Annotated in this window: 14 protein-coding genes; 5 read left to right on the top strand and 9 right to left on the bottom strand. The window is 64.2% G+C overall.

Annotated elements, in window-relative coordinates; translation table 11 throughout:
• Window positions 1-25 precede the first annotated feature (25 nt).
• The 3 genes from NOV21_RS07410 to NOV21_RS07420 all read right to left on the bottom strand — a co-directional run bounded on the left by NOV21_RS07410 (window position 26) and on the right by NOV21_RS07420 (window position 2,935).
• The gene (locus NOV21_RS07410; protein ID WP_283170318.1) at window positions 26-679 is read right to left on the bottom strand and encodes an IS110 family transposase; all 654 of its coding nucleotides are present in this window, start codon (window positions 677-679) and stop codon (window positions 26-28) included.
• A gap of 688 nt (window positions 680-1,367) precedes the next feature.
• Window positions 1,368-2,360, bottom strand: coding sequence for a nucleotidyl transferase AbiEii/AbiGii toxin family protein (locus NOV21_RS07415; protein WP_283170317.1), 993 nt, complete (start codon window positions 2,358-2,360; stop codon window positions 1,368-1,370).
• On the bottom strand, window positions 2,357-2,935 hold the full coding sequence (locus tag NOV21_RS07420) for a DUF6088 family protein (RefSeq protein ID WP_283170316.1): 579 nt from the start codon (window positions 2,933-2,935) through the stop codon (window positions 2,357-2,359). The genes NOV21_RS07415 and NOV21_RS07420 overlap by 4 nt, the downstream gene beginning before the upstream one ends.
• A gap of 404 nt (window positions 2,936-3,339) precedes the next feature.
• Here NOV21_RS07420 and NOV21_RS07425 point away from each other — a divergent pair, with 404 nt between their 5' ends.
• The gene (locus NOV21_RS07425; RefSeq protein WP_283170315.1) at window positions 3,340-3,717 is read left to right on the top strand and encodes a transposase; all 378 of its coding nucleotides are present in this window, start codon (window positions 3,340-3,342) and stop codon (window positions 3,715-3,717) included.
• Between the two features lie 126 nt (window positions 3,718-3,843).
• Here the strand turns inward: NOV21_RS07425 and NOV21_RS07430 are convergent, their stop codons facing one another.
• Window positions 3,844-4,086, bottom strand: a complete 243-nt coding sequence (locus tag NOV21_RS07430; RefSeq protein ID WP_283170314.1) for a helix-turn-helix transcriptional regulator — start codon at window positions 4,084-4,086, stop codon at window positions 3,844-3,846.
• A gap of 173 nt (window positions 4,087-4,259) precedes the next feature.
• Here NOV21_RS07430 and NOV21_RS07435 point away from each other — a divergent pair, with 173 nt between their 5' ends.
• The 3 genes from NOV21_RS07435 (at window position 4,260) to NOV21_RS07445 (ending at window position 5,356) form a co-directional block, all read left to right on the top strand.
• On the top strand, window positions 4,260-4,823 hold the full coding sequence (locus NOV21_RS07435) for a helix-turn-helix domain-containing protein (RefSeq protein ID WP_283170313.1): 564 nt from the start codon (window positions 4,260-4,262) through the stop codon (window positions 4,821-4,823).
• 74 nt (window positions 4,824-4,897) lie between these two features.
• Window positions 4,898-5,137: a hypothetical protein gene (locus NOV21_RS07440; RefSeq protein ID WP_283170312.1), complete on the top strand. Its 240-nt coding sequence runs from the start codon at window positions 4,898-4,900 to the stop codon at window positions 5,135-5,137.
• Between the two features lie 12 nt (window positions 5,138-5,149).
• The gene (locus NOV21_RS07445; protein WP_283170311.1) at window positions 5,150-5,356 is read left to right on the top strand and encodes a hypothetical protein; all 207 of its coding nucleotides are present in this window, start codon (window positions 5,150-5,152) and stop codon (window positions 5,354-5,356) included.
• 554 nt (window positions 5,357-5,910) lie between these two features.
• Here the strand turns inward: NOV21_RS07445 and prfA are convergent.
• The 5 genes from prfA to NOV21_RS07470 form a co-directional block, all read right to left on the bottom strand.
• Complete coding sequence (prfA, locus tag NOV21_RS07450) at window positions 5,911-7,032, bottom strand: peptide chain release factor 1 (protein ID WP_283170310.1); 1,122 nt, start codon at window positions 7,030-7,032, stop codon at window positions 5,911-5,913.
• A 124-nt stretch (window positions 7,033-7,156) separates the two neighbouring features.
• Window positions 7,157-7,462, bottom strand: coding sequence for a thioredoxin (gene trxA, locus NOV21_RS07455; protein ID WP_283170309.1), 306 nt, complete (start codon window positions 7,460-7,462; stop codon window positions 7,157-7,159).
• A 501-nt stretch (window positions 7,463-7,963) separates the two neighbouring features.
• Window positions 7,964-8,479, bottom strand: coding sequence for a GNAT family N-acetyltransferase (locus NOV21_RS07460; protein WP_283170308.1), 516 nt, complete (start codon window positions 8,477-8,479; stop codon window positions 7,964-7,966).
• Window positions 8,476-9,945 (bottom strand): amino acid adenylation domain-containing protein, encoded by a 1,470-nt coding sequence (locus NOV21_RS07465; protein ID WP_283170307.1) that lies wholly within the window; start codon window positions 9,943-9,945, stop codon window positions 8,476-8,478. The genes NOV21_RS07460 and NOV21_RS07465 overlap by 4 nt, the downstream gene beginning before the upstream one ends.
• 314 nt (window positions 9,946-10,259) lie before the next feature.
• Window positions 10,260-10,952 (bottom strand): TetR/AcrR family transcriptional regulator, encoded by a 693-nt coding sequence (locus NOV21_RS07470; RefSeq protein ID WP_283170306.1) that lies wholly within the window; start codon window positions 10,950-10,952, stop codon window positions 10,260-10,262.
• A 104-nt stretch (window positions 10,953-11,056) separates the two neighbouring features.
• On the opposite strand from NOV21_RS07470, the gene NOV21_RS07475 reads away from it, so the two are divergent.
• A complete protein-coding gene (locus tag NOV21_RS07475; protein WP_283170305.1) occupies window positions 11,057-12,292 on the top strand; it encodes an MFS transporter in 1,236 nt (411 codons plus the stop codon).
• Window positions 12,293-12,318 lie beyond the last annotated feature (26 nt).

Consider the following 12,318-nt stretch of genomic DNA (forward strand, 5'->3'; position numbering starts at 1 on the left):
CCCACCGACGACCTCGCGGCGTCCTTCAACGTCCGCGCCTCGGCCCTGCCGAGGCGCCCCATGCTCGCCTCGCGCAGCGCCTTCTCGAGCGTCCTGCGTCGGTGGAGGCGACCTCCTCGGGCGTGCCGTAGTCCCTGGCCACGGTCCTGAACGCCGCCGACTGCATGCCGCCGGGGAGCACCTTCGCGAGCTCCGGGAACAGCCTGTCCGCCAGCGCGGTCGCCCTGTTCTTCAGCGACGTGCGCTCGTCCACCAGGTGGGCGCGGTAGCGCGTGAGCTGGCGCAGGCCGTCGGCGGCCTCGGGCGAGACGGCCGAGGGGCCCAGCGCCTTGAACCTGGCGAACTGGGCGATCAGCACCGCGTCGATGTCGTCGGTCTTGGCCTTGCGGACCGCCTCGGCGCGCCTGAACGCGTCGGTCTGGATCGGGTTCACGAGCGCGAGCGCCCATCCTTCCGAGTCCAGGAACGGCCATAGGGCCAGCCAGTAGTGCCCTGTCGACTCCATAACGACGATGTCCCCCGCCGCGTCGCAGCCGGCCCCGTCGAGGAACTTCGCAAGCTTGTCGAATCCCTCCGCGTCGTTGGCGAAGGGGAACGGGCCCCCGATCAGCTCGCCGCGGTCGCTCACGGCGGCGGCGACGTGGCCGTTCTTGGCGATGTCGATCCCGATGTAGTTCAAGGCAGCCTCCCCGCACGAACCATATACGTCGGGAACGCTTCCGGCACCGCCCGCAGCACACAAACTCGTCGGATATGCGACCCCTATCGGCCATCCAGCCAAATACGTGTCCGCCTGCGGGAGGGCCGGGCGCAAGACTCAATTACGAGGCTAGACCCCAGTGGGAGATACCTGCGCCCCGGCGTTCCGCTAATCCGATTGACCCACACGCGGAAGGTGCGGTCAAGTGGATGTTTCCAATATACGAGTGGGAGTGACGGAAGAGCGCACTTCCCCAGGCCCTCGAACTAGGCTTGCTCCCAACCCGCTTTATTCGTTGGCTTCGCTTCGGCGACGCCTTTATGACACCGTGCCCCTGCGCTGCTTCTCACTCTTCTTCCTAACCGCCTCCAGTCCGTGCGTGCGCCCAATCGGTATATATTTCGCAGGGACATTCTCCCACGGGCGCTGCGGCACCGTAGGGCAGGATCAAACCCTAGCCTCGCTAAGCTACAGCAAGGCACACGGGGAGTTTGCCGATCGGGTCGGCGGTGGCATTTCTACTCCAGTACGAGCTCCCCGAACGCCGAGGCAGCTCAGAACAGCGCGGAAGCGCTGCATGAGGTGCTGACCATTCAGCCGTGCGTGGATGCGAGGTTTTGCGATGGCGATCAATGCATTCGTTGGAATCGTCGGGGATTCCGGAGGCCTAGCCGTTCACCCTCTTCTCGAGCTCGCCGACAAACGAAAGGATCTCCTCGAGAGCCGGCGCCTCCCCGAATATTATGGGGAGCATTGCGTCGTAGTCGCGCCCCAGCTCGGGCACTCGGTGCTCGGGCGGGACGAGCTTCAACGTCCCCGGCTTGGCATCCGCAAGCTTCGACCAGGGCGTCCTGTAGAACTTCTCCTTGAAGGCGACGACCTTGGCGAGGAGTTCCGGATGCTCGATCGCGCGTTCTGACACCTTGGAGTGGCCGAGTCTGTACATGTCGTAGTAATGGCGCGAATACCTGCGCGGCATCGCCTTGCCTTCCGGGCGGTTCGCCTCTTGGTGCAGAATCGTCGCCTTTTCCCAGAATGTGCGCTCCGGCACCGCTGTTCTTACCGTCGTCGACGGCGATGAGAAGACGTCCGGATGCCGCTCCGCCGCGTATGGCGTGATGGTCGCGTTCGATGATGGCAACCACGCCGCGAGCGGGCCGATCTCCAGCCTTATGACATCGAGCGTCGCCGTCGAAGAGAACGCGCGCGGGTAGGCGAAGATCACCGTCTCCTCCTCTGCCGCCGGGCGGATGTCGACCTCGACGCCCAGCTCTTCGGAGATGGAGCCTCTGATGGATGGGGCGAACTTCCCGGCGAGGAATCTGTCGGTGCGCTCGATGGTTTCCAGCTTGAACTTGTCCTGCTTGGTGTTGCTGCGATCCTCCCAGGGCTCGTCGACTCCGTAGCCGATGAGGCGCCAGTCGAGGATGAGGTCGATGTCCTCGGAGAAGCGCTCGATGATGCGGTACGCCTTCGAGAGGCTCGTCCCGCCCTTGAAGACGATGGAGTCCCCGAACTCGCTGCGGTGGAACAGGTGGTCGAGCGTGTAGCAGACCCAGAAGTCCTTCTCCACGATCGCGGGCTGCATCTTCATCTCGCCCGCCACCGTCCTGATGAGGTCCGAGCGGTCCTGCGCCGAGGCGCACGCTATCTCGATCACCCTTTCGCTCCTTCCGCTATGGCTCGCGCCGACTCCCTGACCCACGCGGTCGCCTGCAGGGTCTCGTCGAGCAGCGCCCGCTTCTCCCCTTCGCTCAGCCTGGAGGCGATGCGCCTTGTGAGCTCCTCGCTGGCACGCCCCCTGCCGAGCGCCTTCAGGGCCTGCACCACCAGAAGCGTCGCGGGAGACAGGTTCGTGACGTCCTTGTTCGCCGTGTGCTTGAACCTCACCGGCACGCCGCCGATCACCATGTCCGCGTAGGGGCCGTCGCTTATGTACTCGAATGTCGCCGGCACCTGCGTGTCCAGGCCGAGCCGGTTGAGGGCGGTCTGGCCGGACGGGGCTATGGTCCAGCGCCTGGACCGGGCCACCGCGTGCGCCGCGGCGTCCACGTCGACCGGCACGGGCGCCCCGAGCAGCTTGCTGTATCGGGGCTTGTAATACAGGCCCCTCGCCGCGCGGCATATCGTGCCCTCGTCCGCCAGGTCCTTCAGGACGCGCCTGGATGTTTCGGCGCTGGCCACGTCCGCGAAGTCTTTCGAGGTGAAGGCCGAGTCCTCCGGGAGCGCTGCCACGCGCCGCTCGATGGCGCTCCTCATGCCCTTGTCGTTCACCTTCGGCTCCTTTCGAAATCACGTAAAGTATACGATATTCGTGATTTTGAATCCAGCTCCGCCGTTTGGCTTGCTCATGGCTACGCCTCGTATCTTAATCATCGTCGCCTCCCGGCGACTTTCAGTCCTATATTCCTGACGACCGGATATGGGGCATGATTTCCGTCAGGCGGGGGGTCGCGTGATGCCAGTCCGCTGGGGCTCCATCCCCTTCGGGGGGGGCTCGCGCCCCCGCCCGGCGGAGTTGCGCCAATCAGCCGGATAGCGGTTCATCGCTTTATATCGAACGAGGCTGCGCGCCGCCGGTGCGAGGGGGCAACCGCCCGTGCATCCGTCCATGCCGACTGGAAAGGGGCGGGCGAAAGATGCACCGCATCGGAATCGACGCCGCCAAGTGCAAGCACCCGGCGGCAATCATCGGCGAAGGGGGAAAGCGGCTGCTGACGGGCTTCGAGCTCGCCAACGACGCAGACGGCTGCGACCCGTCGGCCTTCGAGTCGGGCGAGATGGCGGGGACGCGCGCGAAGATGTCCGAGCGCGGCTCGCCCTACCTCCGCTGGTGCCTTTGGCTCGCCGCCGACCGGGCACGCAGGTACGACCCGGCGCTCGGAGCGCACCACACCAAGAAGCGCGCCGGGGGAAAGTGCCACAAGGTCGCCGTCAGCGCCGTCGTGCGCAAGCTATGCTCGATCATCTTCGCAGTGCTGCGGGATAACAGGCCCTACGTCCGCCCCGCAGACTAGGAGCTCCTGAAAACCGCCGATCGGAAGCGTCCCGCATGGGGCGCTGCGCCAGCATGCCCTGGCACCATCGCCAATGACATGGAAATCATGTCCCATAGCGCATACCAGGTTCCCTTCTTTGCATCCTTATAGACCGCCATCTTCCTCGCCTCCTTCCCGGTGGTCGGGTTCCTGCTGCGGGGGCGCCTCTGTCGAGAAGTAGCGCTCCTCGAGGAAGGCGCTGTTCACCTTGCCGGGGATGGTGAGGATTCCTCGCTCGCGCAGGTCGCCGTTGAGCTTGCGGATGACGCGGTAGCCGTACGACCTCGACACCCCGAGGCGCTCGCACACCTCCTCCACTCCCAGCATCTGGCTCTTCTCTTCAGCCATGTTCACCGTCCTTTCTTTTGCCGTCTGCGCTTCCGAAAGCTCACGTTTATGTGCGCTTTCTTGTGGTAAAGATAAACTCACGTATTTGTGCTGTCAGCATACCTTTACAAATACGTGAGGTTTTTCTACAATGGGCATCACGTGGTACGAGGTGGTAAGGCAAGGGGTGGCCGATGAGCGTTACCGGCAAGATCTACAGGCACAGAAAGAGGCTCGGGCTTACCCAGGCGGAGCTGGCCGAGAAGACGGGGCTGAGCGAATCGGCGATAAGGAGCTACGAGCTCGGCAACCGCATCCCGAAGCAACCCCACAGGGAGGCGATAGCGAAGGCGCTCGGCATAAACCCGAAGACGCTCGACGACTTCTACGGCGAGGATGCCGACGCCACCATCCAGTGCCTCATGGACATGGAGGCCAACGACCTGCTCCGTCCCGTGCTCATAGACGGCATCGCCTACCTGATGCCGATGCATGCCGACATGGAGACGGGCGTCCAGGAATGGGCTGAGAAGCAGCTCGAGTACGCCGCGCGAAGCCTCTCGGACGATGGCTACGCAGAGTGGAAGGACTCGTACAGGCAGGCTGGGACCCAGAAGAGGGCTAAGGCCAACGCTGTGAACAGCCATTTCGACTTCGAGAAAGCGCGGGGAAAGCATATGGGGGAGGAACTCGCGAAGCTGCCTCTTGAAAGCGATCGCGAAAAGACGAGGACGATGCTGGAAGGCGGCGCCGGATAGGGATGCGAGGCTGACGGGGCCTTCCTTGGTTATTACAATGCAGGTGGGATATCCCACTAGATAAGGAACCTGCCATGTCGCCCACGAAGGAATACACTGCCCGACCGGACTCCAAGCGCCGCGTGACGCTGCGTGGGGCGAGCTACCCGTACTACCAGGTCAAGGAATACGAAAACGGCTGCATCCTGCTCGAGCCGCGCGAGCTCTCGGCCCCCGACACCATCTCCGCCCGCACGCTCGCCGACATGGACCGCGCCGTCGCGAACTTCAGCGCCGGCAGGGCGTCCGGGCCAATCGACCTCTCCGCTTTCTAGAGGGCGGTGACGATGGAGTTCGCCATACGGCTGGGCAGCGGCGTGCGCAACCTCTTCAAGTACTCGAGCCGCTACTCGGGCGCTGACCCCCGGTTCATCGAGGGCGACGTGTTCCGCACCATCCTCCCGCTCGACGACGACTACTCGTTCGATGCTCGCATCGGCGCCGATGCGAGCGATAGGCAAGCGATAAAGTGGACGATGGGGATAGGTGGCTAGGTGACCGCCAGCGTGCGATTCTTGCGTATCTTCGGGAAAACGACGCGATTTCCACCGCGACAGCGGCCGAGATCCTGGGATTGAGCAGGACGCCGCCGCTTGCCCAGCTATCAGCCGAAACGGCGTACCACGCCCCGTTTGCGGGGAGGGCAACCGTTATCATCTGATTCCCGGTGTTCGCCACCGTTGCCGCCTGCGCCGTCGGCTGCCCATAGCCCGTCGTGGCGCTGCCGAAGTCGATGCTTTCTGGCGTGACGGATATCGCCCAGGTCTCCGGCTCGAAGACCATCGTCAGAGTCACATCGCCCGCCAGGCTGTCGAGAAACCCCTTCCATCCATTCAAGCACACACATAATGTCTACCTGTTTCTTGAAACACTATATGCCGTATGAGCAGAAGTCTCAGAGGGGGTTTCTCGACAGCCTCCCGTGGTCGCGTTTGAAAAATCAACCTACGGTTTTCTCCGAGCGGCCCCGCCTAACCTCAATCCGCCGTATGCCGGGCAGGCGCACCCGGGTCCCCCTTCATGCGGGAAGGGGCGCGCGGACCCCCGCCTACACCGCCTGCTCGAGCTTCCTCGCGCGGTCGGCGGCCTGCAGCGCCGTGATGAGCTCCTCCAAGCCCGCGCCGCCCGCGTTCAGCAGCACGCCGTTGTAGGTGCCGTTGTACCCGATACGGTGATCGGTCACGCGGTCCTGCGGCCCATTGTAGGTGCGGATCTTCTCGGAGCGGTCGCCCGTGCCGATCTGGGCGCGGCGCTCGGCCCCCTCGGCGGCGCGCTGCTCTTCCAGCATCTTGTCGTACAGGCGGGCGCGCAGAACCGCCATAGCGGCGATCTTGTTCTGCAGCTGGCTCTTCTGGTCCTGCGACTGCACCACCAAGCCCGTGGGAAGATGGGTGATGCGCACCGCGGAGTCCGTCGTGTTCACGCACTGGCCGCCCGGCCCGCCGGCGCGGTACACATCGATGCGCAGGTCCTCCTGCTTGATGTCCACTTCCACCTCGTCGGCCTCGGGCAGCACGGCGACCGTGGCGGTGCTGGTGTGGATGCGGCCCTGGCTCTCCGTCTTGGGAACGCGCTGCACGCGGTGCACGCCGGACTCGAACTTCATCTCGGAATAGACCTTGTCGCCCTTGACCTTGAACTGGACCTCCTTGAAGCCGCCCGCCTCGGAGGGGGATGCGTCCAGCATCTCGATCTTCCATTTGCGCTGCTCTGCGAAGCGCGTGTACATCTTGTACAAATCGCCTGCGAAGATCGCGGCCTCATCGCCGCCAGCGCCCGCACGGATCTCCACGATGATGTCCTTCTCGTCGGCGGGATCCGCCGGGATCAGCATGAACTTGATGTCCTCCTCCAGCCCGGGGAGCTCATCCTCGATGCGGACGATCTCCTCCTGCGCGAACTCGCGCATGTCGGCATCGGATTGCATCTCCTTCGCCTCGGCGAGGTCGTCCAGATCCTGAACGTAGCGCTTCGCCGCCTTGGCGAGCGGGCCCTGGTTGGAGTATTCCTTTGCCAGGCGGTTGTATTCCCTCTGGTTGGCCAGCACCGCAGGGTCGGTCATCTTCGTCTGCAGATCGCCATAGGCGTCCACGATCTTCTGCAGCTTCTCGCGCTCGAGCATGTCTTCCTCCGTTACCTCGATCAGCGCCGCATGTCCGCACCCCGGCATCGGCCTCCAGCGCGCCGCCGGGGTGCGGCAATCCGGCAACGCACGGAAAAAGAGGCCGAAGCCCCTTCGAACCGCAAGCCGCAACCCTGCGATCGGGATTGCGGCTTGCGAAAATGCAGTTCAGTTAGAACAAGGAGAGAACGTTCGCCTTCGGCTGCGCGCCCAGGGTCTGATTCTTGACCTCGCCGTTTTCGAACACGATGAGCGTCGGAATGCTCATGATGCCGTAGCGACCGGCGATATCGGGACACTCGTCGACGTCGACGCTGTACACGGCGGCTTCGCCGGCCTTCTCCTTGGCGATCTCGTCGATGACGGGGGCCATCATCTTGCAGGGGCCGCACCACGTCGCGAAGAAGTCCACCAGAACGGGGGTTTTGGCCTTCAGGACCTTCTCCTCGAATTCGGCGGAGGTGATTTTCTGGGTCATCGTTTTCTCCTGTCCTGCCCCTTTTGGGCAACCGGTTTCGTCCGCGTGCAACTATACCACGGCAGCCGGCAGTTCAGCGATCCTGCATAACCCCGACACGCAGCCGTTGCCTACCGCGTCCGCGCGTAACTTTTCATCTCAAGCGCAACACTAGCGGGGTGCGGTCATATTGGAAGCTACCACCGCGCCCGGAGGGTCTGGAGGTTTTCATCCATGACTTCTCGGGAAACTTCCTCGGTTTCGGGAGAGGCCGTGATGCGAGAGCCCGACGAGGGTGGGCGGCATTTCCCGTTTCCTCGGAATCGGCACCATGGTCGGCGCCGTGTGCGACACCGGGACGGGCGAGAGGATGCGTTCGGACGATCGGCGGCAAGTCCCCCTGCTGTCGCGATGGTCTGGCACGAGGGATCGGCCCGCGGAAAGCCGGCCGCCCCGGAAGCCTGGACGTGCAGCGCATCGCGGATGATCGGAGGCCCGAAGGCGGCACGTGCCGCCCGAGTTTCAGGCTCGGTCGGAAGAAGGGCCCGCCGCAGCGTCCCGCCCGCCTCGCCCCGCGAGCTTCATGTAATCCCGCATGGGCTCGAAGCCCGCCTTGGCGTACAGCGGCCGCGCCATATCGGTGGTCTCCAGATATATCTTCCCCGCCCCGGCACCGCGAGCCTGCTCCACCAGCCAATCGACAAGCGTCCCCGCCACCCCGCGGCCGCGGGCGGCGGGCAGGGTGAACACATTCATCAGGTACGCACAACATCCGGTGCGATTATCCGGCGATGGCATCTCGTCGTACAGGCAGATCGCACCGCATCCCGCGGCTTCGCCATCGAGCAGCGCAAGCCCGGCGACATGGCTGCCATCGGCAAGATGCTTCTCGTAGTACGCGCGGTTCATATCGAGCAGGCCTGCGTCCACGGGCTTCCCATCGGGAAGGTCGAACACGCTGCGCAGCACGCGCTCGCGCCACTCCATGAGCAGATCGAGGTCGTGCGCCCCCAGCCGCCTGATCGTCACGTCGCTCATGCGGACCTTCTCTCCACACGGGGCAGCGCATCATCGTCTACCTTGCCGTTCGGCGTGAGGGGCATCTTCTGAAGCTCGACGAACCTCTCCGGAATCATATAAGGGGGAAGCCGCTTCGCCATCTCGGCGCGCAGGACCTCTTCGGTGACATCATCGCTGGCAACATAATAGGCGACCAGATAGGATGCGAGCCCGCGTTCGTCTTGATAGGAGCGGACCACACCGGCCTTCACCTCGTCGCATCCGCACAGCACGCTTTCCACGCCTTCGGTCTCCACGCGCCTGCCCCATACCATGACCTGCGTGTCCTTGCGGCGAAGGAATGCGATGTCGCCGCTGGGCAGCTCATAGCCCATATCCCCGGAACGGTAGATGCGCGTTCCGTCGGGCGCCTCGGTGAAATACGCCGCCTGCCTGTCGGCGTTGCCGATGTAACCGCGGGACACGCCGCCGCCTGTGATGCAGATCTCGCCGGTCTCCCCTTGCGCGACCGGCTTCAAATCGTCATCCAGGATATGCACGCCCGCCCCCGAGACCGCATGCCCCACGGGATAGGTGCCATCCGCCAACTCCGCGCCGGGCAGGCAGCGGAAATATGTTGCGCACACCGTGGTTTCGCTAGGGCCGTACGTGTTGTAGACAGCCGCCTTCCCCACCAGGTTCGCAACATAGCTCGCACGGAGCACGTCTCCCCCGCTGATGAGAAGCCGCAGCGAAGATGGGATCTCCGGCAACTCGTTCATCTCCATGAGCAGGTAGGGGAACCCCGAGAGCATCGTCACGCCGTGCCCTTCGATGAACGACATGAGCGAGCCCAGATCGTCCTTCGTGGCCGCGGAGGGGATGGCAAGCGACGCGCCGTTGAGCAGCGAGGCCAACACCTCCTCCACGAATATGTCGAACGAGCACACGGAATGCTGCAGCATCACATCGCCCGGGCCGTTATGGAATTCGCGATTGAAGGCGCACGCGTAGTGGCATACATTGCGCTGCTCGACGGCCACGCCCTTGGGCCGTCCCGTGGAGCCCGACGTGTAAAGCACGTACGCCAGGTCCTCGGGACGGGAACGGGCGGGTTCGGGCAGGGTACCGGACGGCCCCGTATTCGGATGCACCAGCGCCAGCGGCGCGATTCCGGCCAACCTGCCTGCGTATTCCGCCTGCGTGACGATGGCACCCGCCCCGCAGTCCCCCATCATGAACCGTATGCGGTCCTCGGGGAAATTCGGCTCCACGGGCACATAGGCAGCACCCGCTCGCAGAACCCCCATGATCGCCGCGATCTGCATGGCGCCGTGGTCCATGACCACGCCTACCCGCCCAGCGTCTGCGGGGATCAAACCTTGCACGGTCGCGGCCAGCGCATCCAGCTCGGCGAACGTGAGGGAGCGGATCTCGTCTTCAACCGCAACCGCATCCGCCCGCGCCGCAACCTGTTCCGAAAACAGCCCGTATATCGTCTCCACCCTGTCGGTTCCCCTCTCGCGGATCCCGGTCCGACCGCCTATCAGGGCCGAACGCACTCCGTGATGATAACGCTCGCATCGGCCCGCCGCGTTCGCGATGGCCTCGCGTTTCGCGGCCGTCATTTTTCCCGCAGACGGGGATGATGGCGGCAGGAGGCGACTATGATCATCGATACCGGCGCGGCTCGCATCCGTATGCCATGCCCGCAAAGAGGCTGGAACCATGAGATCGCCGCCGAACACGCTACTTCAGGAGAGACCGCTGGTTAGGGCGGCGCTGCCGTCGGGGAACCATGGGGTCGCCCTCGAACACGTTACTTCAGGGTCGATTCGATTCCGTTGAGCATCGAGCGGATGATGAGGGTGAAATACCGGTCGCTCATCTCGCCGGCGCCCTCCCCCCGGTCCTGCTCGGCAAGCGGGGCCATGAACGTGGACAGAAACTCGGAAAGGGCTTGCGAGCCGGCCGCATGCTCCCCGAGCTCGCGCACCGTCTGAGCGAGGTCCACTTTCTGGTTCCGCTCGTTTGCCGAACGGTGGTCGCGCGCCGCGATCGCGCCCAAGGCCGTGTTCATGATCATCGCATACGCATACGGGGTCAGATCGCCGAAGCCCGCTTCCCGGAGCTTGCCGACGCCACCTTCGGCTATCGGCACTAAGCTGAGGGGAAACCGGTTGACGAGCAGGAGATCGGCCACCCCGTTGTGGGCGAGCAGCGCCTTCCTCATGCTGAGGGAGACAGCGAGAAACCAATCCTTCCAAGGCAGTTTGCTATCGGGAACCTCCACCATGGAGCCCACGCGTTCGAGAACGGCCGTGCAAATCGCCTCCCGGTTCGGGAAGTAATGGTACACGACCGACGGGGAAACGTCCAATTCCGCAGCGAGGTCGCGCATGCTCCACCCGTTGATCCCCTTGCAGCCCGTCAGGCGGAGCGCCCCTTCGGCGATCTTATCCTCGTTCAAACCGGCTCGATAGCCCGTCGATCTCATATCGTCCCCCGCCACGCCTGCTCATCCGAATGCGGGACCAACATGGTCGATCCCCATTGACTTTCTAGAACTATGCCCTACTTTATACTAGAACATAGTTCTAGTATAAAGTAGCAACCATGAACGAACCGGAACCCACTCCCGTCTCGCCCGCCCGGAAAAAGCAGCAGACGGGGATCCTGCTCGTCGTCGTGGTCCTCGCCTACATGGGCCAGATGATCCTCAATCCTGTCCTCGCGCCGCTTGCGCGGACCCTCGGCATGGAAGAATGGCACGTTGGAGCCATCATCTCGATGTCGGCCCTCGTCGTCACGCTGCTCAGCCGTTTCTGGGGTACGTATTCCCAGAAAGTCGGGGCGAAACGCGTGCTCATGATATCGATGCTCGGCGGATTCGCCTCGCTGGGGGCATTCGCGCTCGTCGCGCATTTCGCCGACCGGGGGTTGATAGCCGGGTTCTGGCTCGTATTCGGGGCGATCGCCACGCGCGGCGTCCTCTACGGCGGCTCCATCTTGGGCGTCATGCCCGCAGCGCAGTCCTACGTCGTCCTCCAATCGGAATCGGAACAGGAGCGCGTCAAATCCGTGGGTGCGCTGGGGGCGATGAACGGCCTTTCGGGAATCCTCGGATCGCTCGCCGGGGGCGCGCTCTCCATGATCGGGGGGCTGATGCTCCCGCTCGCCGTGATGCCGCTCATGATGCTCGTCGCGTTCGCCGTCGTCGCGTTGGCGTTCAAGCCGGTCCGCGGGGCCGGAACCGCCGAGAATCCTCGCAAGGTCCGTTACTTCGACCACCGCGTGCTGCCCTTCCTCCTCGTCGGGTTCGCGCTCTTCCTCCTCTTCTCATCACTTCAGACCGTCTTCGGGTTCATGGTGCAGGATCGGCTCGCCCTCGACCCGGCGCAGACGGCCGGCCACACCGCTGCCCTGATGATCGTCATGTCCGTGGTCATGATCGCATTCCAGGCTGCGATCGCCCCCAAGCTGGGGCTTCCGGCGAGAAGGATGATCCTCGTCGGGTTCGCGCTCCTGGTGGCGAGCGCGGCGATCTTCCTCTTCGCCGGCGATCTGCCCTCCATCGTCGCCGCCACGGTCGCGATGGGTGCGGGGACCGGGTTCGCCATGCCGGGCTACAATGCCGCGCCGACGATGGAGGTCGATGCCGATGAGCAGGGCGGCCTCGCGGGCCTCATCATGGCCAACAACAGCCTGACCTACATCATCGCACCGATACTCTCAACCTTCCTGTACGGCCTTGATCCGCTCTCCCCCTTCGTGCTCAACCTCGCGCTGGCAGCGGCCGGCCTGATCCTGTGCATCGCCCACCCCCGACTGCGTTCCGGCTCGAGGCAGTAGACGCTGCCGGAGCGCGATGCGGCGGC

This window comes from Curtanaerobium respiraculi (genome assembly GCF_024609215.1).
GTDB lineage: Bacteria > Actinomycetota > Coriobacteriia > Coriobacteriales > Eggerthellaceae > Curtanaerobium > Curtanaerobium respiraculi.

Coding starts and splice junctions, on each gene's coding strand:
- NOV21_RS07425 (WP_283170315.1), top strand. CDS start 3,340: ATGCACCGCATCGGAATCGACGCCGCCAAGTGCAAGCACCCGGCGGCA.
- NOV21_RS07430 (WP_283170314.1), bottom strand. CDS start 4,086: ATGGCTGAAGAGAAGAGCCAGATGCTGGGAGTGGAGGAGGTGTGCGAG.
- NOV21_RS07435 (WP_283170313.1), top strand. CDS start 4,260: ATGAGCGTTACCGGCAAGATCTACAGGCACAGAAAGAGGCTCGGGCTT.
- NOV21_RS07440 (WP_283170312.1), top strand. CDS start 4,898: ATGTCGCCCACGAAGGAATACACTGCCCGACCGGACTCCAAGCGCCGC.
- NOV21_RS07445 (WP_283170311.1), top strand. CDS start 5,150: ATGGAGTTCGCCATACGGCTGGGCAGCGGCGTGCGCAACCTCTTCAAG.
- prfA (WP_283170310.1), bottom strand. CDS start 7,032: ATGCCGGGGTGCGGACATGCGGCGCTGATCGAGGTAACGGAGGAAGAC.
- trxA (WP_283170309.1), bottom strand. CDS start 7,462: ATGACCCAGAAAATCACCTCCGCCGAATTCGAGGAGAAGGTCCTGAAG.
- NOV21_RS07460 (WP_283170308.1), bottom strand. CDS start 8,479: ATGAGCGACGTGACGATCAGGCGGCTGGGGGCGCACGACCTCGATCTG.
- NOV21_RS07475 (WP_283170305.1), top strand. CDS start 11,057: ATGAACGAACCGGAACCCACTCCCGTCTCGCCCGCCCGGAAAAAGCAG.